The 20,405-nt window shown below is 45.1% G+C and carries 23 protein-coding genes; 13 read left to right on the forward strand and 10 right to left on the reverse strand.

Going from position 1 to position 20,405, the window contains the following annotated elements:
- Positions 1 to 30 precede the first annotated feature (30 nt).
- Entirely contained in the window at positions 31 to 354 is a 324-nt protein-coding gene (locus BN1080_RS08045; protein ID WP_052651552.1) for an IDEAL domain-containing protein, read from the forward strand.
- Positions 355 to 464: 110 nt separating this feature from the next.
- On the opposite strand, the gene BN1080_RS08050 is transcribed toward BN1080_RS08045, so the two are convergent.
- The 3 genes from BN1080_RS08050 to BN1080_RS08060 form a co-directional block, all read right to left on the reverse strand.
- Positions 465 to 935: a DUF948 domain-containing protein gene (locus tag BN1080_RS08050; protein ID WP_052651554.1), complete on the reverse strand. Its 471-nt coding sequence runs from the start codon at positions 933 to 935 to the stop codon at positions 465 to 467.
- A 122-nt stretch (positions 936 to 1,057) separates the two neighbouring features.
- Positions 1,058 to 1,345 (reverse strand): hypothetical protein, encoded by a 288-nt coding sequence (locus BN1080_RS08055; RefSeq protein ID WP_052651556.1) that lies wholly within the window; start codon positions 1,343 to 1,345, stop codon positions 1,058 to 1,060.
- 48 nt (positions 1,346 to 1,393) lie between these two features.
- A complete protein-coding gene (locus BN1080_RS08060) occupies positions 1,394 to 2,329 on the reverse strand; it encodes an LCP family protein (RefSeq protein WP_052651558.1) in 936 nt (311 codons plus the stop codon).
- Positions 2,330 to 2,496: 167 nt separating this feature from the next.
- On the opposite strand from BN1080_RS08060, the gene BN1080_RS08065 reads away from it, so the two are divergent.
- Positions 2,497 to 3,156, forward strand: a complete 660-nt coding sequence (locus BN1080_RS08065; RefSeq protein WP_052651560.1) for a helix-turn-helix domain-containing protein — start codon at positions 2,497 to 2,499, stop codon at positions 3,154 to 3,156.
- Between the two features lie 36 nt (positions 3,157 to 3,192).
- Here the strand turns inward: BN1080_RS08065 and BN1080_RS08070 are convergent, their stop codons facing one another.
- Both BN1080_RS08070 and BN1080_RS08075 read right to left on the reverse strand, forming a co-directional pair.
- A complete protein-coding gene (locus BN1080_RS08070; RefSeq protein WP_052651562.1) occupies positions 3,193 to 3,870 on the reverse strand; it encodes a YoaK family protein in 678 nt (225 codons plus the stop codon).
- Positions 3,871 to 4,036: 166 nt separating this feature from the next.
- Positions 4,037 to 4,630, reverse strand: a complete 594-nt coding sequence (locus BN1080_RS08075; protein ID WP_052651564.1) for a DedA family protein — start codon at positions 4,628 to 4,630, stop codon at positions 4,037 to 4,039.
- Positions 4,631 to 4,902: 272 nt separating this feature from the next.
- Between BN1080_RS08075 and BN1080_RS08080 the strand changes: the two genes are divergently transcribed.
- Together BN1080_RS08080 and BN1080_RS08085 are read left to right on the forward strand one after the other, a co-directional pair.
- A complete protein-coding gene (locus BN1080_RS08080) occupies positions 4,903 to 5,451 on the forward strand; it encodes a sigma-70 family RNA polymerase sigma factor (protein ID WP_234398947.1) in 549 nt (182 codons plus the stop codon).
- The gene (locus BN1080_RS08085) at positions 5,448 to 6,398 is read left to right on the forward strand and encodes a hypothetical protein (RefSeq protein ID WP_052651567.1); all 951 of its coding nucleotides are present in this window, start codon (positions 5,448 to 5,450) and stop codon (positions 6,396 to 6,398) included. The genes BN1080_RS08080 and BN1080_RS08085 overlap by 4 nt, the downstream gene beginning before the upstream one ends.
- 51 nt (positions 6,399 to 6,449) lie before the next feature.
- Here the strand turns inward: BN1080_RS08085 and BN1080_RS08090 are convergent, their stop codons facing one another.
- Positions 6,450 to 6,995, reverse strand: a complete 546-nt coding sequence (locus tag BN1080_RS08090) for a TetR/AcrR family transcriptional regulator (protein ID WP_052651568.1) — start codon at positions 6,993 to 6,995, stop codon at positions 6,450 to 6,452.
- A 165-nt stretch (positions 6,996 to 7,160) separates the two neighbouring features.
- Between BN1080_RS08090 and BN1080_RS08095 the strand changes: the two genes are divergently transcribed.
- The 3 genes from BN1080_RS08095 to BN1080_RS08105 all read left to right on the forward strand — a co-directional run bounded on the left by BN1080_RS08095 (position 7,161) and on the right by BN1080_RS08105 (position 10,014).
- Positions 7,161 to 8,582 carry a DHA2 family efflux MFS transporter permease subunit gene (locus BN1080_RS08095; protein ID WP_110925601.1) on the forward strand — a complete coding sequence of 474 codons (1,422 nt, stop codon included), beginning with the start codon at positions 7,161 to 7,163 and terminating at the stop codon, positions 8,580 to 8,582.
- 121 nt (positions 8,583 to 8,703) lie between these two features.
- Entirely contained in the window at positions 8,704 to 9,246 is a 543-nt protein-coding gene (locus tag BN1080_RS08100; protein WP_052651570.1) for an NADPH-dependent FMN reductase, read from the forward strand.
- 144 nt (positions 9,247 to 9,390) lie between these two features.
- On the forward strand, positions 9,391 to 10,014 hold the full coding sequence (locus BN1080_RS08105) for a flavodoxin family protein (RefSeq protein ID WP_052651571.1): 624 nt from the start codon (positions 9,391 to 9,393) through the stop codon (positions 10,012 to 10,014).
- A gap of 71 nt (positions 10,015 to 10,085) precedes the next feature.
- On the opposite strand, the gene BN1080_RS08110 is transcribed toward BN1080_RS08105, so the two are convergent.
- From BN1080_RS08110 to BN1080_RS08125, 4 genes are all read right to left on the reverse strand, one after another.
- On the reverse strand, positions 10,086 to 11,261 hold the full coding sequence (locus BN1080_RS08110; RefSeq protein ID WP_052651572.1) for an MFS transporter: 1,176 nt from the start codon (positions 11,259 to 11,261) through the stop codon (positions 10,086 to 10,088).
- A 56-nt stretch (positions 11,262 to 11,317) separates the two neighbouring features.
- Positions 11,318 to 11,887: a TetR/AcrR family transcriptional regulator gene (locus BN1080_RS08115; RefSeq protein WP_234398998.1), complete on the reverse strand. Its 570-nt coding sequence runs from the start codon at positions 11,885 to 11,887 to the stop codon at positions 11,318 to 11,320.
- Positions 11,888 to 12,045: 158 nt separating this feature from the next.
- Positions 12,046 to 12,228: a hypothetical protein gene (locus BN1080_RS08120; RefSeq protein WP_052651574.1), complete on the reverse strand. Its 183-nt coding sequence runs from the start codon at positions 12,226 to 12,228 to the stop codon at positions 12,046 to 12,048.
- A 92-nt stretch (positions 12,229 to 12,320) separates the two neighbouring features.
- Positions 12,321 to 12,656 carry a hypothetical protein gene (locus BN1080_RS08125; RefSeq protein ID WP_052651575.1) on the reverse strand — a complete coding sequence of 112 codons (336 nt, stop codon included), beginning with the start codon at positions 12,654 to 12,656 and terminating at the stop codon, positions 12,321 to 12,323.
- Positions 12,657 to 12,857: 201 nt separating this feature from the next.
- Here BN1080_RS08125 and BN1080_RS08130 point away from each other — a divergent pair, with 201 nt between their 5' ends.
- The 6 genes from BN1080_RS08130 to BN1080_RS08155 all read left to right on the forward strand — a co-directional run bounded on the left by BN1080_RS08130 (position 12,858) and on the right by BN1080_RS08155 (position 20,323).
- A complete protein-coding gene (locus BN1080_RS08130; protein WP_052651576.1) occupies positions 12,858 to 14,900 on the forward strand; it encodes a GAF domain-containing sensor histidine kinase in 2,043 nt (680 codons plus the stop codon).
- A 177-nt stretch (positions 14,901 to 15,077) separates the two neighbouring features.
- Complete coding sequence (locus tag BN1080_RS08135; protein WP_052651577.1) at positions 15,078 to 15,683, forward strand: lipoprotein BA_5634 family protein; 606 nt, start codon at positions 15,078 to 15,080, stop codon at positions 15,681 to 15,683.
- A gap of 102 nt (positions 15,684 to 15,785) precedes the next feature.
- Positions 15,786 to 16,469 (forward strand): response regulator transcription factor, encoded by a 684-nt coding sequence (locus BN1080_RS08140; protein WP_324607154.1) that lies wholly within the window; start codon positions 15,786 to 15,788, stop codon positions 16,467 to 16,469.
- A 14-nt stretch (positions 16,470 to 16,483) separates the two neighbouring features.
- Positions 16,484 to 17,506, forward strand: a complete 1,023-nt coding sequence (locus BN1080_RS08145) for a sensor histidine kinase (protein WP_052651578.1) — start codon at positions 16,484 to 16,486, stop codon at positions 17,504 to 17,506.
- Between the two features lie 101 nt (positions 17,507 to 17,607).
- Entirely contained in the window at positions 17,608 to 18,423 is an 816-nt protein-coding gene (locus BN1080_RS08150; protein ID WP_052651579.1) for an ABC transporter ATP-binding protein, read from the forward strand.
- On the forward strand, positions 18,410 to 20,323 hold the full coding sequence (locus BN1080_RS08155; protein ID WP_052651580.1) for an ABC transporter permease: 1,914 nt from the start codon (positions 18,410 to 18,412) through the stop codon (positions 20,321 to 20,323). The genes BN1080_RS08150 and BN1080_RS08155 overlap by 14 nt, the downstream gene beginning before the upstream one ends.
- Positions 20,324 to 20,405: the final 82 nt, after the last annotated feature.

Below are 20,405 nucleotides of genomic sequence, written 5' to 3' on the forward strand. Positions count from 1 at the left end.
AATAAAAAATCATAAAGTAGGTGCATCAGTATGGAAACGAACAAGATGATTCTAAAGACAAGTGATTGGGTAAAAGGCAAATCCCGCCACGGCGAACTGATTATCGGCTATATCGATTCCATGAATGTCCTGAAAGAAGCTGTGAATGTTACTGTGGTAGAAAGCGACAATGAAGCCATTATCGGCATGACGATCGCAATGCCGATCCAAATCGTCGAAAGCCTGCCCGCAGCAGAATCGAAAGAAGTGGCGGAGTTGGAATTCCTGATTGATCTTGCCTTAGCTACGGATGATAAAGAATGGTTCCAGGATCTTTCAAGCCAGTTAAATGAGAAAAAACAAGCGGTTAATTAATCCGTTGGTTGCAATAGAATTTACTAAAGCCGGCAAGGGTTTCACATGCCGGCTTTTTTGTGCAAAAAGAAAGAGCAGCCGAAGCGGCTGCCCTTTTGTAAAATCCGAGACTAGTTTTCAAATTCATAGACAGGGTCTGCATGTTCTTCCAGCTTATGCTTCGGAAGCTGTTTTTCCTGTGCCATGGCAAGCATCGTCACCGCGGTATTGCTCCATTGTTCGACTTGCTTTTGCTGATGGCGGTCATTGTCGACTTGATGCGTAATATCCTTCGTAATGGCGCGAACCGATGAGTTCAAATCCACTACTGAATTCTTAGTGCCTTTGGCTGCATCGAGGAACAACGTGATTTTCTCTGACTTCACTTGTACATCTTCTTTGATCTCATTAGCATGGTGCTGCAGGCTTGTCGTTTCAAGTTTTAAATTGTCCATCCGGTCTTTCAAATTATTCGCAGAGCCTTTGATTTCCTTCATCGGTTCTTTAATCCCTTTGATCATTAGGAATACCCCTATACCTGCGATAATGATGCCAAGTACGACGATCCCCAGTGCTGCATAGAGCCAAATTGTAGAATCCATTCTGTTTCCTCCTCAAATCGATAAATGTCTTTGATGTGCTATACCCGATACCGGCAATTGACTAACATAAGCTGGCCGCCTTGCCTGATGGGTAAAACCGGAAGAGGAAAAAAAGATGAAAATCAAGTACGGGAAAATTCGTCCCGAAATGAGTCTTCCAAATAGAACGTGATCTCTTTTGCCAACCTGCGGGCATTTAAGTTAAATCGGGCATCGGGGTGGAGGTAGTCGATATGCGTCGTGATCGACAAATTATTTTTTACGGTCCGAATACGGATCAGCTGTTCTTTATTGGATGATGGGCCATCGGCGTTCCAACCGCTGATGCCCACTTGATAGAAGGGAAAGCCTTTTGTGGTCGTTCCATGATCGATATTCTCTGTCCACTCCATAAACTCCCAGTTGCGCATGTGAAAACTCCTTTCCTCGAGCAATAAATGCATTCTGTAAGAGGAAACTTACTTGAAAAAGTCCTCCAACACGTTTTGATTTGCTTCTAAATCCAATACCAGCACTTCACCAATATCTTTCCGTTCTTCTGTGAATGTGTCTGCCGCCGGGATGCGACGCGTCTCCATATCGGCTGTTCCGTTTTGGATCAGGGATTTGCCAAGGCTGAGCATTGACTTTTTATCAATATCCGTATCGATATACGTATCGGCAGCTGCAATTATTTTTCGCAGATTGAGCAAAGTCTTAAATTCGACTCCTTGGTCTTTCACCGCGGACAGCACTTCCTGCTGCCTTTCGACGCGTCCATAGTCGCTGTTTTTGTCATGCCGGAAACGGACATAGCCCAATAATTGATCGCCATGCAAGGTCTGTTTTCCAGGTTCTAACGTCATGCCGATGCCGTGGGACATTTCATATGGAATGTCGATTTCGATGCCGCTTGGGATGATGAGGTCTAAAAGCTTAGGGAACCCGTTAAAATCAACGGCTGCATAATAATCCGTTTTGATGCCAAAATTCTCTTCTATTGTTTCACTGACCAATTCAGGGCCGCCGAAGGCATGGGCAGCATTGATTTTTTGCATGCCGTGTTCGGGAATATGGACATAAGCATCGCGCATGATGGAGGCAAGGCGGACTCTTTTAGATTCGGGCTGGTAGTTTACGATCATCAATGCGTCCGATAATCCATATTCCTCTTCTCTTCGATCGCTTCCAATCAAGAGAAGATTGATGCTCTCCATGTCAAAATCTGCAATTTCCTCGTCTGTCTCGTCAGATTCTTTGTTTATGTATGCAGCGGGACCGGAAGTTACGGTTTTTTTCGGGTTAAATTGGCTATAGGCGGTAGCACAAGCAAGCGCTAAACTGGCCGCTAATATGCCCATCAGCAAAATGGAAACTTTTTTTCTTTTGATTTTCCTGATTTTTGCTCGTTTCATTCCATCACCTCATCTTTTCTTGGAAAACGGTCAGTCTACCAAGAGTTTAAAGAGGTGTTGACAATTTGTCAACGGATAGCTAATTTGACAATATATCAACGAGTGCTTAAAGTAGAAACCATCAAGATTTAAACACCAGCTATTAGAAATGGAAGGAGGAAGTTCATTTGCCAGAAATAAAAAAGGGCATCGGCGAATTATTGCAGAAAAAGTGGAATGAACGAAATTATACACTCCGGCATTTTGCGGAGTTGACCGGTGTGGACAAAGCGACAATTTCTCGGATCCTCAATGGCAAAAGAAAGCCTACGCTTGACCATTTAAAAGTTTTTGCCCAAATATTAGAGATGCCGCTCTCTGATTTAATTGCTGCTGAAGGCACGGCGGTGGATTTGCCGAAAGCGGCAAAGCGAAGTGCCTCGGAAGATGGGGAAGAAAAACCGGCGACGGCTGAGATGCGGCATATGCTGGCACTGGTGAAAATGCAGGATGAACGCATCACGATGGACCGGATTGCTGCCGAACTGGACGGCTGCTCTTTATTTGCGGAGACCGAGGAAGGGCATGAAATGTTAAAAGAGTCGTTCAGCTCGAAAGTAAAGCATTTCGGAAATGCCGGCCGCTACCTGCAGTTATTAAAAAAATGGAAGCAGCATTACGATCAAGCGAACGGCACAAAAAAAGAGCTGGCCATCATGGGCGGGGCATTGCTGTATTTCATCATGCCGCTTGATCTTCTGCATGACTACCTCTTTGCCATCGGCTATTTGGACGACTGTTTGGCCATCCAATTGGCGAATAGCCGCCTCGAATCAAAAATTGGATAAAGCAATTTAAAAAGCCATCCCAACGGATGGCTTTTTTTATGGTTTTGACAAGGCAGGAGAAAGCAGAGCCCAGGCAAAAGCACCGGTGGAGATGAAGAAAGCGGCCCATAAATGGTAGTCGGCGTTCAATAAAATGGTGAGAGTGCCAGCTCCGACGCCAAGCACAAAAATAAGGATGGTGGCTGCCAGGTTGACAAGATGCCGTTTGGCTTCTGCATCTTTCCGGAAAATCATTTGATAAAAGAAGCCCATTAGATTTCTCAAATTGCCGGTCATAATTCCGTTATTAACCATGGTTTCATTGACGTTTCGAAACGTAGTCAAAACAAAACCGGCAAGGAGGCCCAAGGCGATTAAGATGATCAAGTCCTCCGTCCGCTTTTCAAAAATTGCAAGAAAAAGCAAAAGGATGGACTGGAAGAAAAGAAAATAGCGGTATTTGGCAAACCCTTTTTCTTTATATCGATCCAGCATCGCTTCTCCGGCAAATGCGCCGGCTGCAAATCCCGCAATGACCCAAACGTGGCTGAGCGCTTCCTGCCATTCTCCAGAGAAGAGCTTGGCGCTCATGCTGACAAAGTTGCCTGTTTGGGCACTGGCAAATACCTCGTCCTGCACCAGAAAAGTATAGGCATCGATAAAACCCATCAAGAAACAGACGATGATGGTGAGAATTGTGCTGGAAACTGCGTATTTTTTATGAGAAATTTTCATTGCACCCAATACCTTTCTGCGGATTGATCAACACATCTATAAAAGCCAATTGAAGTATGGCATATCCCATTGCCAAAAGGAAAGCGAAAGGTGGAGAGCCGCGGCAAACGCGATATCGTAAAAATAAAAAGCCAGCAGACCGCGTCTGTTGGCTTTGCATAATTTTTTAAATGGATCTCACTTTACGCCGCTGCTTCAGTACAAACCAAATCACGACAAGGGCAATCGGAATCAATAAGTAGTTGGCGTATTGGCCGAATAATTCACCAGCCATTGCCCATTGCGGACCGAGGCGATAGCCCAAGTACACATAGATCGCTGTGACCGGCAGCATGGCGAGGTACGTGAAGAACATAAATTTCCACACATTCATTTTAGCCATCCCGCATGGAATGGAAACGGCAGTACGGACTCCGGGAACGAATCTTCCTAAAAAGGCGACACCCGCGCCGTATTTTTCGAAAAAGCGGTCGGATTTATCAATATGCTCTTCCTTGACCAGAAAATACTTTCCGTATTTGATAACCATTGGGCGTCCGCCGTAGCGTCCCAGTGCATATAAAGTCAAAGGCCCAAGCACCCCGCCGATCGAACCGGCTAAAATCGCGCCAATTAAAACGAGGTCACCTTCATATACCCAATAGCCTGCCAAAGGAAGCACCAGCTCAGCGGGCACAAATTCAAACGTCAGCGCAAGCATGATCCCGAAATAGGATAAACTCTTCAGCGCCTCCATCATCTGCAAAATCAAAACTTCCATCATACAACCTCCATTAATGTTCACGGTCCACGAAATAAAAAGTATACCATACTGTAAAGAAACGGAAAATAGAAATTTCCTCGTTACTGTCGTTTAATCCAGCTGACTTCGTTTATATTAGAAAGAGCCCGGATTGCCTGAAGATTAGAATTCCTCTATTTCTTTAGGACGCCAGAAGAAAATAAAAGTTCGAGGAATTCTTAAAAAGAAACTTGTGAAACTATTTTTTTGAAACTTACGTCTATGGGGTGTTTAAAAAGGGGGGTGATGGTGTGGCAAATGAATACATAGAATGGACTGCAAAAGAGCAGCTAAAAGAAGCCATGGACGAACACGGGGAATACTTGATACGGCTCGCTTATTTATACGTGAAGGATTGGGCGGCAGCAGAAGACATCGTACAAGAAGTTTTCCTGGCGTATTACCAGAAAGCGGAGCAGTTTCAACAGCGCGCATCGCTAAAAACATATCTTTCCAAGATCGCCGTCAACAAATGCCATGATCATCTCCGGAGCTGGAAAAATCGGTGCTCCCTGTTTACAGAATCGATCGGCCAGTTGATTTCACGGAACAAAACGCCAGAAGAAGCGGTAGAACAGCTGTCTGGCCAAGCAGTGCTGTTGAAAAAAGTTCTTGCGCTGCCTATCCATTACCGGGAAGCGATTCTTCTTTATTATTACCAGGAATTTACAACAAAAGAAATCAGCCAGGTGCTGGGCTGTTCCGAAAACACAGTAAAAACTCGGCTGCGAAGAGCGAAGAGCAAAGAGCCTACTGAAAGAGAAGATTCATGCACAGGAATGGGAGGGGCTGCTGGATGAACAAATTTAAACGGGAAATGGATAAGGTTATTGGAGAAAAGCCCCGCTTTTCTGAATCGATGAAAGATAAAATTCTTTTGAAAATGAACAATGAAATCAAGTCAACGAAAAAATCACGGAATCGTTTCTGCACTTTCAAAGTTTCTGCGCTATTCCTCATTTTGTTGGCATTTATCGGATCTTTTCTCGCCTATGCTCTTGCCCAGAATGGAAGCGAGATGCAGCCGGCATCGTCTGGACAAAGGATGGTCCCAATCACAAACTTTACAGACCAAAGTGAGAATTGGAAAGTGACCTATACGCAAAAAGATCTTGGCGACGGCGTCCGCTCGGCGTTTATGTCGGTTGAATTTATCGGCGATGGGCAGCAGCCGGAAGAAATCAATTATGACTTCACTTATAAAAAGAACCTGGAGTCGTTCGGAGGATCCCTGCTCTTGAATGAAGGATTGAATGAAGCAACTGTTGATTTTGATGAATGTTTAAGATGCATCCTTTATAAAGGTACGGACGAAATTCCAGGAGAAATCGAGTGGGAGGGGCAAAAGGAGTTTATGCTTTTGAAAAAAACTACAGAGTCCAAATGGCATGAAAGTCCCCTATTTGATGCGAACGGCTATACAATGATTGGAGAAGAAGGGCGCGCCGGTTTCATTCACGGCGAGGCGGCTCATTTCATGGCAAACAGCCCGCAAAAATACATGTGGCATTTCTGGGGGAGCGACGTTGAACTTACCGGTACTTTCAAAGTACTCGGAAAGCACGAAAACAGCAGTGAAGAAATCATTGTTGTGCCAGAAGAGAAGTCCATTCCAAGCCCGAATAACGGGGCAGACCACCATATCCCGACGACTATGGAAATCCCTGAAGGAGGCATGTGGCAGTTAAAAGCGGTCTTCAATGAAAAAGTGATTGGCACCGTTTATGTGGAAGTGCACGACAAATAATTATCTTTTTAAGAGAAAGGCCGTCAAAAAAATTCTGACGGCCTTTTTTGATTATTTTTGATACATTAAACTGATTTGATGCGCGATATACTCGGAACTGTAGAAAGTGCCTTGTTTGATCCACCACATGATGATCCCCAGAAGCGAAGCTGCCAGCAAGTCGATGGAAACGAGATTTTCCCGATTGGCCGCCCCCCGTATACCTCTTCTGTTTTGGACAAAATCCTTCAGGAGTTCGTGCAGTTTGATTTTAAACTGCGGACCTTCGAATAAAACGGCAAAAAGCTTTCGATGCTCATAAAAATAATCAAGGAAGCTCAGCAATTTTTCCTCATCTTTCATCGATTCAATTTCAAGAAATGGGGCAAGTTTTTGCGACAAGTCGTCAAAGATTTCCTGCACTAAATGGTGCAATAAGTCGTTGATGTCCAAGTAGTGCAAATAGAAAGTGGCGCGGTTCAGTTCTGCTTTATCGGCAATTTTCTGGACGGTCAGAGAAGAAATGTCGGGATTCTCACTTAAGAGGGAAACGACCGCTCTTTTCAACTCCCGCTTCGATCTTAATGACCGCGGATCAGCCTTTTTGGGTGTGCTCATGTCTAGCTCCTTTGTCTATTATCTTTGTTTTCTTCAACATTTTGAAGTGAACTGTTGCTTTGTTGACAAATGGCAGAAATTTGTTAATAGGAATGGGAATTCAAAGTTGTTATCATATATTTTATTGACATCATGTCGAAAAAGCAATGGAGAAGGGAAAAGAAAATGGCTAACAATATCAATACGAAAGTTTTATTGACCGTCATGATTTTAGGGTGCTTTCTGTCCACGTTAAATCAGACGCTCCTCAATGTCGCGTTAAGCAGCTTGATGGAGGTGTTTTCTGTCGAAGCGACGACGGTCCAATGGATATCCACGGGGTTCATGCTTGTAAATGGGGTGCTGATTCCGATTACCGCTTATTTGATGAAACGTTTTTCTACACGGCAATTGTTTATCAGTTCGATGCTGTTCTTGCTGATCGGCTCGATTCTGTGCGCAATTGCTCCGGGCTTTTCCATCCTGCTTGCCGGACGGATGATCCAGGCAGTAGGCGCAGGAATTATTATGCCGCTTATGATGAGCGTTGTCATGTTCATTTTCCCGATTGAAAAACGGGGAAGTGCGATGGGCATCATTGGCCTTGCCATTATTTTTGCGCCGGCGATCGCGCCGACGCTTGCCGGTTTTGTCATTGAGTACTTTTCATGGCGCTGGTTATTTATCGGATTGATTCCTTTTGTCGTCGTCATCATTTTGCTGGCGCTTAAATACTTGGTGAATGTGACGGAAACCGAAAAAGCGAAACTGGACGTCCTAAGCGTCATCCTGTCGACCATCGGTTTTGGCCTCATTCTCTACGGAGTCAGCAGCGCCGGGAAAGAAGGGTGGGGAAACCCAATTGTTTTGAGCGAGATTGTTGCGGGAATAGCCTTTACCTGCATTTTTTGCCTGCGCCAAATTAAATCGGAAGATCCACTCCTGAATTTACGCGTTTTTAAAAATAAGACGTTCACGATGACCTCGCTTATCAATGTGCTGGTGACCATGATGCTTTATGCAGATATGACGCTTTTGCCGATTTATCTTCAAAATGGGCGAAGTTTTACGGCATTTGATGCTGGGCTGCTCCTTTTGCCCGGCGCTCTCATCAATGCGCTGCTTTCGCCGGTTACCGGAAAACTTTTCGACCGGTTCGGGGCAAAGCCGCTGTTTAGCATCGGGCTGATTTTTATCATTCCTTCGATGTGGGTCATTACGGATTTATCGGCAGATACAAGTTATCTATTCTTGATGATTCGCACGGTATTCTTACGGATTGGCTTGAGTTTCATTACAATGCCGCTGAACACCGCCGGTTTAAATGCTTTGCCAAAAGTCCTTATTACGCACGGTACGGCAGTTAACAATACGGTGCGCCAAATTGCCGGTTCAATCGGCACTGCAGTGGTCATTACCGTGTTCAGTACACAATCGGCAGGCTATGCCAGTGAATTGGCTGTGGAAATGGCCGATTCGGCAGCTGCAGCCATCCAAAGACTCGCTGTTGCTTATGGAACCGGAGATGCTTATTACTTGATGATGATTTTAGCAGTGGTCGCTTTGATTATTACCTTGTTTACCCCAACGAAGAAGAAAACGGTTTGATTTTTAGGAGGAGCGTAAGTCATTGGCACTTATGCTCTTTTTCATTTAAACTAGAAAACAGATTGATTTCTAGCACTAGAGTGATTTATTCGCTACTACAACATGAAAGAAGGTCATTTGGATGAAAGTTGCAGTTATTGTCGGAAGTGTCCGGAAAGAATCGTTCAACCGGAAATTAGCGGAATATGTGAAAAACCGCTACGCGGACCGTTTTGAAATTGAAATTTTGGATCTGAGCGTTCTGCCTTTATACAACCAGGACATTGAAAACGACATGCCGCCGGAAATTGTCGAGTTTAAGAACAAAGTTAAAGAAGCGGATTCCGTTCTTTGGGTGACGCCTGAATACAATTCCACCATTCCTGGCGTCTTAGGAAATGCCATCGACTGGCTATCCCGCGTGGATAAAGTCATGATCGGGAAACCTTCATGGATTATGGGTGCATCCATGGGCAATTTAGGGACTGTAAAAGCGCAAATGCATTTACGCGATATTTTGTTTGCTGCGGGCCTTCAATCGCCGGTCCTAATCGGCAATGATGTCTACATCGGCGCTGTCCATACGAAAATGGATGCAGAAGGCAATCTTACCGATGAAGCTACGATTGCGTATTTGGATATCGTCGTGGCCAATTTCGAAAAATGGGTGGAAAAATTTCTGTGAAAAAATTGATTAAAAAACCGCTGCGTCTTTTAAATGGACGCAGCGGTTTTTTAAGGTACATGGATAGGCTGTTTTGTTTTCGCAGACTAGGGAACACCTGATAATAGAAGCAAAAATGAATTTCAATACGGAAGGATGAGAGGCATGCAGCCATTAAAAGCGCTATTCTTAAACTGTTCGCTGAAAAGTTCCGGAGAAACGTCCAACACGGAAGGGTTCATGAACGATGTCCAAGTGCATTACAACAGCCTAGGAGTGGAGTCGGAAATCGTCCGTTTAGCCGATTACCGCATTGCATTTGGCGTGCAAGAAGATATGGGCGGGGACGACCAGTGGCCGGAAATCCTGGAAAAGGTCAAAGAAACGGATATTTTAATTATCGGGACGCCGATTTGGCTTGGCGAAAAAAGTTCGCTCGCTACAGTGGCCATTGAACGCCTTTACGGCAGCAGCAGTGTAACGAACGACAAAGGGCAAGCCATTTTCTACAATAAAGTCGGTGGGGCTGTCATCACCGGAAATGAAGATGGTGCGAAGCACTCAGCGGCCTCGATCCTTTACGGATTGTCGCATATCGGTTTTTTGATTCCGCCGAATGTGGACGCCTACTGGGTGGGAGAAGCGGGGCCGGGCCCTTCTTATATCGAAGCAGGCCGGAATAATGACTTTACGAAATCGGCGATCGAACGCTTGGCGTATAATACGTACCATTTAGCCGGTCTGTTGAAAAACAGCCCGATCCCGGCAGAAGGCAATACGCTGGAATAAATTAAAACAGTATAGAGGAAACATAAAAAACCAGTGAGGAAATTGCAGCCTCACTGGTTTTTTCGTTCAAATTAGATTTTAGCTTTTGTGCCAAGCGCTGCTGGAGTCTTCCAGACGAAAGCAAGCGCGATTCCGATGGCCAAAACGGCAGTGGCGAAATAGAAAGGATAGTTCAAATCGATGTCGAAAAGAATGCCGCCGATGATAGGCCCAATGATATTGCCGATGCTCGTGAACATGGAGTTCATGCCGCCGACAAATCCCTGTTCATTCCCGGCAATGCGGGAAAGGTACGTAGTAACTGCCGGACGCATCAAATCGAATCCGGTAAACACGGTCATGGTCACTAAAAGAATCGCCCAGTAGCTCGTCACATACGTTAAGACGAGCACGAGGGCAGTGGAGATGATTAAGCTATAACGGATTAAACTGATTTCACCAATCCAACGGGTCAAGCGGTCAAACAGCCCAACTTGGACGATGACTCCGACAATGGCGCCTAGCGAAATGACAATGGCGATATCTTTGGCAGTAAAGCCGAATTTATGGTCCACGAATAAAGCGAACAGCGATTCAAATGAAGCAAGTCCGAAAGAGGAAATCAAAATGACCATGAATGCAATAAAATACATCGGTGCAAAGATTCTGCCGAATCCGCTTTTTTGAATCGGCTGATCGTCGTATTCATCATTGCGAGCCGGTTCTTTTAATGTGATAAGCGACAGAATGGTTGCGAAAAGGCCAAATCCCGCTGCAAAGAAAAACGGAAGCCGGGTGCCGATTTCCGCTAGAAATCCGCCAATTCCCGGTCCGATGATAAATCCGGTGGAAATGGCTGCCGACATATAGCCCAATGCTTTCGGACGTGTGTTGCTCGTTGTAATGTCAGCGATAAAAGCTGTGACAGCGGGCATGATGAAAGCAGCACTGACGCCTCCTAGAATCCGTGAAACGAAAAGGACTTCTACATTTTTACCGATTCCGAAAAGAAGTTCGGAAATGCTGAAAATGAGCAAGCCGATGATGATCATCGGTTTACGGCCGAATTTGTCCACCCATTTCCCCGCGATGGGCGACATGATCAACTGAGCGAGGGCAAATGCAGAAACCATATAGCCGACCACGGTCCCGGAAATATTCAATTCATTCATAATGGTAGGCGTTACCGGAATGACAAGGCCGATGCCTAAAAAGGCGATAAATAAGTTCAATAATAAAGTGGCTAAAACAAGTTTGTTGGTTTTCACATAGAATTCTCCTTTAGATGATAAAGCAAGTTAATCCGTCCATATTTGTTGATTTCTTAAAGCGAAAGGCCGCGCCAAAAAATGGGCCAAATGGCTTCGAGCCGCTTTTGGTATTGCTCCATTCCGCTGTATACAAGTTCCGTCATTGTTCCTTCGGCTATTGTGAGAAAAGCCAATGCCGCTTTGCTGTAATCTTCTTCGTACAGGACCCTTTCCTGGCGCTCCCGTTCCCTGAGCATCCGGGCAAGGTGGCGATGCATGTCCTCAAAAAAAGGATTGAATAGCTGGCCGACTTCTTTTTCCAGTTTCAGCGGGGGAAAATAAGCGGTCCGCAAGATAAACTTCATCTGGACATTTTCATCCGATTCTTTCGCAAACCAGTGGAAATAGCCGAACAAGGTTTTTTCCAGCGATTGATTGCGCGAAAGATTAAAGTAGGAAGCCAATTGCGTTTTTTGGGATTCCATTGAATCGTGTAAAGCGGATAGGAACAGATCGTCTTTGCTTTTATAGTGGGCATAGATAGAGGGTTTTTTAATCCCGACTTCTTCAGCGATTTTACTGAGCGAGGCTCCTTCATAGCCTTCTTCCGCAAAGTGCTTCATCGCTGTTTCAAGTAATAGCATTGCTTTCAATTTCTCACCTTCCTAACGGTCGTTAGGAAATAATCTCATAAAAGATGCGCGTTGTCAAACGGAGAGGGAAGACGAAATAGGGCAAAATAAAAAACGGATGGAGAAAGGCATGCTTTCCCCATCCGTTTGATTTGATTGTTGTCGCCTCATTAATTGCGCTGAATGTCACTCCAAGTATTGATCTCGTTCCAGGGAAGGTCAGAGAAGATGGATATCAAGTCGCTGCCTGTCCACTGCGCAACAGCGAGTATACTGCCGAAAAATAATAAAGCAGATGCGCCCACGATTAAATTCGCTTCCAGAGCGATTCGGAATTCACTTTTTTCGTTCATGTTATTGGCCCCTTATGCGCCTCGTTTCTTCTATTAAAAAGCAACGAGGCGACGTTGTTTTTTAATAGTTGAATTTGAAGGTGAAGAGGGCCTTAGGAGAGATAATTGGATTGGTGGTGGATCACGTGGATAAATCCTAAAAACACAGCGTTCCTAAAAAACGGAACTTCTGGTTTGCTGAAGGAGGGCTCGGCTCGAACTAAAAATGGCCTCGGCAAAACGGCTGCAGGCGTTTGCTTTTCCCACTTTTGGACGAGCATCAAGGTAGAGGGGCTGAGGGCGTCCACTTTTGTGACGATCTTCATTGAAGAAATAATCGGTTCTTCTTTAAACGGTTGGGAAGGCAGCTGGTTTGCTTCCTGAACCGGGTTTGCGAATAGGAAAAAACACAACAGAATCATTATTTCTGCGATGGCCACTTTTTTCATTTTATCAACTCCTTTCGTTTCTAATCATATTCAATCAGGGTCATGAAAAGCAAGATTAAAATATAGAAAAAGGAGTAAGTATAAAATAGGAATATATGGTAAGCTATTGGTATCTAATGAAATTTTTATGTGCAAGGAGCCGAATGGACTATTTTTCCTTCTATTCCTTGATAGTTTCCTTTATAGAACGGAGTAATGACGATGGCAAAAGAGACGACCGGAAACTCTAAGATTTTTGAAATCACAAAAATCATCAATAAAAAACTTGAATTGAATGAAGTTTTGGATTATGTGACTTCTGCGATATCAGAAGAGATCATCCAATGCGATGCTGTTGGAATTTTCCTTCCGGTTGGCGATGGCACATTCAGAGGCAGCGCAGGCAAGCCGGACTATATGAATGGCATGTCCATTTATTCATTGGTCATTGACCCGGAAACGGATCTTTTAGCCAAAGAATTAATTGAAACCAAAAAAACCATTTATATCGAAGATGTTCTGCTTGATCCCAGGCCAGACCCTAAAGTCTGTGAAGCGCTGCAAATCAAATCGTTATTGGCCTTGCCGATTATCTATAAAGAAGAAATGCTCGGAATGGTCCAGTTGTTTTACTTTAACCAGATTCAAATGGATGAATCCGAACTGCAAAGTGCCGAAGCTTACGTGAATATGGCAGCTATTGCTATCCAGAACGCAAAAAACTTGGAGCAAAAAGAAAAGGTGGTCAGCGAGAAACAGCTTTTATTGGATGCAAACCGGGAACTTTCAGCTTGTTCTTCCATTAAAGATTGCTTAACGATCAGTTTTTCCTACGTGCGGAAAATTTGGGGCAGCCGGAATGCCGCTTTGCACATCCGGGACGGCAGCACTTCAGAAATTGCGATTGCAAAAGTCAGCGAAAACTCCCTATGGCCAATGGAAGAATGGACTTCAAGCATGAATGAAAAAACGGGCCAAGTCTTTGGACCGACATTGCATGAAGTGTTCCGCAACAAGGAGATGGCGATCATTCCGCTGGACGGCAAGCGCAGAGTCCTGTTATTCCCGATGATTTCCAGAGGGAAGGTGCTGGGCGTTTTAACCGTGGAATCCTTTTTCGAAAAAACGATTTCGCTGAACAATCCGGACATTCAGTTGGTCCAATCCATTTTGGATGCCACTGCCATCAATTTTGATAACCTTTGGCAGATGGAACAGCTGGAGGAACTCGTGGATGAACGGACGAAAGAATTGGCAAATGCCAATGAACGCGTGACCGATGTGATTGAAAGCATCACCGACGGCTTTTTCGCACTCAACAAAGAATGGAAGTTTATCTATATCAATAAGCATCAGCCGCTGCCAAAAGGGATGGAGTCGAGTGATATCCTCGGCCAATCGATTTGGGAGACGTTTCCTGAATTGGCTGAGACGGCTATGTTCGAACAATTCCATAAGGCGATGTTTGACAGGGTACCGGTCCATTTCGAGTTGTCTTCCCCATCCGGTGTTTTCTGGCAGGAAATGGTGGCTTATCCATACGATGAAGGAATTTGCTGCTTGTCCAAAAACATAACGGAAAAAAAGAACTTCGAGAAAGAATTGAAGCGACTGGCCAATCTGGAGCTGATCGGCCATATGGCGGCTGGGATCAGCCATGAAATCCGCAATCCGATGACCACTGTCCGAGGCTTTCTGCAATTGTTGACGATGGAAGATTTGGGCGAGCACAAGAAATACTTTAAATTGATGATCGATGAACTCGACCGCGCCAATTCGATCATCACGAAATTCCTGGCCATGGGCAATATCAACAAATCCGATTTGAAAAAATCCGATTTGAACGCATTGATCTACGATGTGGCACCTTTGCTGGAAATTGATACGATCAACCAAAACAAATTGATCGATATCCAGACATCTCAGATTCCGGAGCTTTTCCTGAATCCGGATGAAATCAAGCAATTGCTGATCAATCTATGCCGTAATGGGTTGGAGGCAATGGAAGCCGGAAAGACCCTTTCCATTTCGACCTATATGAAAGAAGACGGCGACGTCGTGTTGGAAGTGCGGGATCAAGGAACGGGAATTGAAAAAGAGATTCTGGAAAAACTGGGAACGCCGTTCTACACGACAAAAGACAATGGCACAGGGCTTGGGCTTGGAGTCTCCTACGGAATCGCAGCAAGGCATAATGCAAAAATCGAGATCGAGACCAGTCCGGAAGGGACCGTATTCTACACACTGTTCAAACCGATGTTCTGAATTCATGGTTAGAGAGAAGCTGCTTCATAAAAGCAGCTTCTTTTTTCGTTCCTTGCAATATTGTAAGCATAGCGTCATCTAGAACGAACGAAACTTCTCGCGCAGCCTCTTATACTAAAGTTAATAAAGGACGAGCTTCTGAAAGACGCATGTTCTGAATTGAAAGGGGAAATTCATATGAAGAAAATGACATTGATCGGTGCATCCGCTATTCTGGCAGGAACTTTGCTTTCAGGATGCGGATGGCTCGATAAAGCGAACGGCCTAATTGTATACGGGGATGAACCGAATATCGAAGAAGTATTGAAGCAAGAACAGTCGGCTATTGAAGATAAAAAAGAAGAAATCAGCATGGTCAGCGACGATCAGTATCAAATTAAAATAGCGGAAGACAATGGCGAAAAAGTTATGGTGCTAAGTGAACAGACGGCGCAAGCTTTGGTTGATAAGGAATTGCTGAGAGAAGTAATCAGAGGAGACAAGACTGAAGCACTGAAAAGCGTGCCTGATTTATCGAAAGGCGAAGCGGTGCTTTTCGCAAAAGAAGAGCAGGAACGGTTGACAATTGGCGGGCAGGAGTTGAAAGCGGAATACGGAAGCAATTCAATTATCGGTGACGGGAGGGCCTATGTGGATAAATTCCTGGTAGTGGACGATGCGGACTGGGAGGCAGTAGCCGGAGAAGAAAAAATAATGGCGGTTCTGGAGTACGACAAGGATCCAAGTGTTCGGATGATGCAATACGATGTAGAAGGCAATCAGTTAGTCCAAATCAAAGGTTGATCAACCAGGCCATGCCCTTAACCGGGCGGGGCCTTTTGGCGTTGTCGTTGCTTGTCGATTCGGATTTCCAGTAGAATGTAAGAAAGAAAGGGCGTGTGGGTAATGGATATGAAAGTCTACATCGTAGAAGACGATCCGGCAATCTATCAAGCGCTGAAAGAAGGGCTGCAGAAATGGGGGCTTGAAGCGGTCGGACCTGAAAGTTTCCAGGAAATTTTAACAGGGTTTATGGAACAGAAACCGCATCTGGTCATCATGGACATCCAGTTGCCGGTTTACGATGGATTCCATTGGTGCCGTGAAATCCGGTCGATTTCCAAAGTGCCGATCATCTTTCTTTCTTCGCGCGACCATCCGATGGATATGGTAATGGCGATGCAGATGGGGGCCGATGATTATGTGCAAAAGCCGTTCCATTCAGACGTCCTGATTGCCAAAATCCAAGCGACGCTTCGGCGCGTCTATTCCTACGGTGAAGAATCCTCCGATGTAAAAGAATGGAACGGCGCCGTCATCGATTTAAAACGCGGCCTCATTCGGCGAGATGAAAGGGAAGTCGAATTGACGAAAAACGAATTTTTCATTTTAAGTGTACTAGTCGATGCGAAAGATGAAATCGTTTCACGTGATGAATTGATCCGTAAACTGTGGGACGATGAACGGTTTGTCAACGACAATACGTTAACGGTGAATGTCACGAGGCTTCGGCAAAAACTTGCGGAACTCGATTTAGGCGATGCCATTATCACGAAAAAAGGCCTCGGCTATGTGGCCGTCACTTTTTAGAAAAGAGGGATTCGATGTTCTTGCGTTTTTTGCGTGACCGGATGAGCTGGATCTTTTTCATCATTTTTGTATTGGGTGCGATTGACTTGTTGCTGTGGCTGGATCCTGGGATTGATGTTGCGGCATCCTCCATTTTATATATGAACGCTTTAGTGATCGTTTCTCTTGTTTGCTTTATCCTTTGGCGCTACTTCAAAGAAACCGCTTATGTAAAAGAACTGGCTTCTATGGATGAAACGAACGGCATGGACTGGGTCGAAGCTCTGCCGGATGCTGGATTTAAACAAGAAGAAATCATCAATGACCTGTTAATCGAAAAGGGAATGCAATTCGCAGCGCAGCTTGAGGAAGTTCGGAAAAACAGCATGATTCAAGGCGATTATACAGCGGCTTGGGTGCATGAAGCGAAAGCGCCGCTGACGGCCATGAAACTGATCATTGATTCGAATCGGGACATGCCGGCTGCAAGTCGAATTGAAGCGGAATGGCTGCGGATCTATTTACTGATCGACCAGCAATTATACATAAGCCGGCTGCCGACACTCGAAAGCGATTATGCTTTGGAGGAAGTAGAATTAAAAGAACTGGTTTCAGCCGAAATCCGTGAATTGATGTCCTGGTGTTTAGAGAAGAACGTGGAAGTCGAAATGGATGGGCTGGAACAGAGTGTGATAACGGACAGAAAATGGAGCCGTTTTGCCCTGCGGCAAATTCTTTCAAATGCCGTTAAGTACAGCCCGGACAGCGGAACGATCGCCATTTCCGTGCGAACCGAAGAATCAGGGCATACAGTGTTAATGGTGAAAGATCAAGGGCAGGGCATTGCACCGCACGATTTGCCGAGAATTTTCGATAAAGGCTTTACAGGCTCGACCGGCCGAATCCAGAATGCAGCAACGGGCCTCGGCTTGTATCTGGCGAAGATGGTGGCAGAGAAAATCGGCATCCAGTTGAACGCCAAATCCGAATTGGCAAAAGGAACAACGATGGAATTGGCCTTTTCCATGGAAAACGAATTCGATCATATCCGTAAGTGACGGCATTGTCACATTGAGCTTCCTGTTTGTCATGTAAATCAAACGACCGGGTGCAAAGCACACGGTACGATAGGGATATAAGAAAACAGGGAGGCAAAACTATGTTTACAAAAATAAAAGAGGCGATTAAAACCAATAAGAAAACAGATTCGCACTCCGTTCTCCAAGCCGTCAATATACGAAAATCATTCGGCTCTAAAGGGAATGTCCAGCAAGTTTTAAAAGGCATCAACCTGCGTGTGGAAAAAGGGGAATTCGTCGGCATCATGGGTCCTTCCGGCGCCGGCAAGACGACATTGCTGAATGTGCTCGCCACGATTGACCGGCCGACTGAAGGGACGATCACAATCAGCGGATCGGATATATCGAAAATGAAAGACGCACAGTTGTCGGCATTCCGACGCGATCGTCTCGGATTCATTTTCCAGGACTACAACCTGCTGGACACGCTGACCGTGAAAGAAAATATTTTGCTTCCGGTATCGCTCGGCAAGATGCGAAAGAAAATAGCGGAAGCGGAATTCCGCTCGATCGCTGACATCCTGGGGATCACGGAACTAGCAAACAAATATCCGCATGAAATTTCAGGAGGGCAAAAGCAGCGGACTTCCGCTGCGCGGGCGCTCATCAATCAGCCATCGATGGTTTTTGCGGACGAACCGACCGGAGCGCTTGATTCAAAAGCCGCTTCTTCTCTGCTCGGCAACCTGGCAGACGTCAATGAAAAGCGCGAAGTGACCATCATGATGGTGACTCATGATCCGCTTGCTTCCAGTTATTGCAGCCGCGTGATCTTCCTGAAAGACGGCCAAATTTATTCCGAACTGTACAAAGGCGCTAAAACAAGACAGGCGTTTTTCCAGGAAATCCTTAACGTTCAGGCTGTGCTCGGGGGTGACAGCATTGACGCTCTTTGATTTGGCCATCCGCAGCATGCGGAAAAACGTCAAGCATTATTACCTTTACTTCTTTGCACTTATCCTGAGCGTGGTTCTGTATTTTGTGTTTGCCACACTGCAATATGATCAAGCCATAGTGGAACAAGGAAACAAGATGATCAGCAAGGCGTTTCTGGCTGCCGGGATTTTGCTGATCTTTATCGCCGGAATTTTCATCATTTATGCAAATTCGATTTTTTTGAAGAGAAGAAGCCGGGAAATTGGGCTCTATCAATTGATCGGCTTGAAAAAAAGCACAATTGCCCGTTTATTGGTGGTTGAAAATACTTTATTGGGAATCGGGGCTTTACTTGTCGGCATTTTAATTGGAATGCTCGTATCCCGTGTTTTCCTCCTACTCTTGCTAAAATTGGTTGGATTTGAGACCGCTATCAGTGTTTCTTTCTCCATGAAGGCAGTGCTGCAGACGATTGCCGTGTTTATTGGAATTTTTGCTTTAACGACAATCCAAATGATCCGGATGGTTTACCGCAACACGCTGCTGTCCTTATTTAACAAAGAAAAAGTCGGAGAACATCCAAAAAAACCGAAAACGGCTGCTGCCGCTATTCTCGCAGCTGCCGGCGTACTTTTCATCGTGTTTGGCTACTGGCTTTCTGAAAGAATGTTCGATACGAATTTCTTTTTGAACATTTTCGGTGTGATGGTTTTAACCGTGGCTGGCACGTATCTGATCTTCCGGGTGACGCTCAGCTGGCTTTTGTACAAAATCAGAAGCCGAAAAGAAGGGCATCTTGGGCTGGTCAACAGTTTATCAATTGCGCCTTTGATGCACCGTTTAAAAGGCAACGTCAATTCCTTGACGATCATCACCGTCTTGTCGGCCATGACGTTGTCGATGATTGCAGGTGCTTACTCGTTCTATTATTCAACGGAACAAGAAGCCCTTGCCAAAATGCCATTCGACTTCATCTTTGAAGACGAGGAAGCTTTTGCGACAGAAATAAGTGCGGAAATGAAAGAGGAAGGCATTGAATTCCAGCATGGCACAATGGAAATTCTCGTAACAGGCGGCCAATTGGAAGCAGGCGCTTTGGCGGTTCCAAGTGATCCTCTGTACATTGCTATTGTGAGCGATGAAGAGCTGCGAAACACTGGAATCGATATCGAAGCGCCTGGAACTGCCAGCGCGAGCCTGCATTCTACGTCATCCCTTTCCATGTTCATGGACGACGAACGCTTGCCGGCGGACCTTTACTTTGATGATTTAGAAGAACCGATTGAAATTGCTGCATTCGGGGAAGGGAACGTCATCAACTGGGAGACTTTCTATACCCAAGTGGTGGTGAACCCAACGAAATATGAACAATTAAAAGAAGAGCTGCAAGCCAGCGGCTCGGTTAAAATCCGCCGAATTGATGGATTCCATATATTAAATGGCCAAGACTTGGAAGCGGCATCCGCGATTTATCACCAGCCGAAATATTATGGGGCCAATCCGCGCCAAGATTATTATTCGACGGTTCAAGACGGAATGCAGTCGAACGGACTGATGATTTTCATCGCTGGATTCCTGGGGCTCGTGTTCCTGGTTTCTACCGGAAGCATCCTGTATTTCAAGCAAATGACCGAAGCGGAACAAGAAAAGCAAAGCTATTCGACGCTGCGCCAGCTTGGCTTTTCGGTGAATGAGATTATGAATGGCATTATCCGCAAGCAGCTGTTTGTTTTTGGGTTGCCGCTCGCAATCAGTTTGATTCATTCGATTTTTGCCCTGAAAGCATTATCTTACTTTTTCCAGTCGAGCATACTGGTTTCAGCGATAACTGTCATGATTTTATTTGCTGCCATTTATTTGCTTTTTGCCTTATTGACGGTAGGGTATTACCGAAAAACCGTAAAAATGGCTTTGAGATAATCAAGCGATCGAGCCGAAAAGAGCATCCGCGAGTGGATGCTCTTTTTAATTGAAGGCAAAGAAAAAACTTTATGCTTGACCA

The organism is Planococcus massiliensis, from assembly GCF_000821325.1.
Classification (GTDB): Bacteria; Bacillota; Bacilli; order Bacillales_A; family Planococcaceae; genus Planococcus; species Planococcus ruber.

What these genes read in the sequence shown, in the direction of transcription:
- BN1080_RS08070 (WP_052651562.1), bottom strand. Translation starts at nt 3,870, where the DNA reads ATGAAAATTTCTCATAAAAAATACGCAGTTTCCAGCACAATTCTCACC.
- BN1080_RS08045 (WP_052651552.1), top strand. Translation starts at nt 31, where the DNA reads ATGGAAACGAACAAGATGATTCTAAAGACAAGTGATTGGGTAAAAGGC.
- BN1080_RS08105 (WP_052651571.1), top strand. Translation starts at nt 9,391, where the DNA reads ATGCAGCCATTAAAAGCGCTATTCTTAAACTGTTCGCTGAAAAGTTCC.
- BN1080_RS08055 (WP_052651556.1), bottom strand. Translation starts at nt 1,345, where the DNA reads ATGCGCAACTGGGAGTTTATGGAGTGGACAGAGAATATCGATCATGGA.
- BN1080_RS08095 (WP_110925601.1), top strand. Translation starts at nt 7,161, where the DNA reads ATGGCTAACAATATCAATACGAAAGTTTTATTGACCGTCATGATTTTA.
- BN1080_RS08145 (WP_052651578.1), top strand. Translation starts at nt 16,484, where the DNA reads ATGTTCTTGCGTTTTTTGCGTGACCGGATGAGCTGGATCTTTTTCATC.
- BN1080_RS08060 (WP_052651558.1), bottom strand. Translation starts at nt 2,329, where the DNA reads ATGAAACGAGCAAAAATCAGGAAAATCAAAAGAAAAAAAGTTTCCATT.
- BN1080_RS08115 (WP_234398998.1), bottom strand. Translation starts at nt 11,887, where the DNA reads ATGCTATTACTTGAAACAGCGATGAAGCACTTTGCGGAAGAAGGCTAT.
- BN1080_RS08140 (WP_324607154.1), top strand. Translation starts at nt 15,786, where the DNA reads ATGGATATGAAAGTCTACATCGTAGAAGACGATCCGGCAATCTATCAA.
- BN1080_RS08150 (WP_052651579.1), top strand. Translation starts at nt 17,608, where the DNA reads ATGTTTACAAAAATAAAAGAGGCGATTAAAACCAATAAGAAAACAGAT.
- BN1080_RS08090 (WP_052651568.1), bottom strand. Translation starts at nt 6,995, where the DNA reads ATGAGCACACCCAAAAAGGCTGATCCGCGGTCATTAAGATCGAAGCGG.
- BN1080_RS08050 (WP_052651554.1), bottom strand. Translation starts at nt 935, where the DNA reads ATGGATTCTACAATTTGGCTCTATGCAGCACTGGGGATCGTCGTACTT.
- BN1080_RS08085 (WP_052651567.1), top strand. Translation starts at nt 5,448, where the DNA reads ATGAACAAATTTAAACGGGAAATGGATAAGGTTATTGGAGAAAAGCCC.
- BN1080_RS08125 (WP_052651575.1), bottom strand. Translation starts at nt 12,656, where the DNA reads ATGAAAAAAGTGGCCATCGCAGAAATAATGATTCTGTTGTGTTTTTTC.
- BN1080_RS08135 (WP_052651577.1), top strand. Translation starts at nt 15,078, where the DNA reads ATGAAGAAAATGACATTGATCGGTGCATCCGCTATTCTGGCAGGAACT.
- BN1080_RS08100 (WP_052651570.1), top strand. Translation starts at nt 8,704, where the DNA reads ATGAAAGTTGCAGTTATTGTCGGAAGTGTCCGGAAAGAATCGTTCAAC.
- BN1080_RS08120 (WP_052651574.1), bottom strand. Translation starts at nt 12,228, where the DNA reads ATGAACGAAAAAAGTGAATTCCGAATCGCTCTGGAAGCGAATTTAATC.
- BN1080_RS08130 (WP_052651576.1), top strand. Translation starts at nt 12,858, where the DNA reads ATGGCAAAAGAGACGACCGGAAACTCTAAGATTTTTGAAATCACAAAA.
- BN1080_RS08075 (WP_052651564.1), bottom strand. Translation starts at nt 4,630, where the DNA reads ATGGAAGTTTTGATTTTGCAGATGATGGAGGCGCTGAAGAGTTTATCC.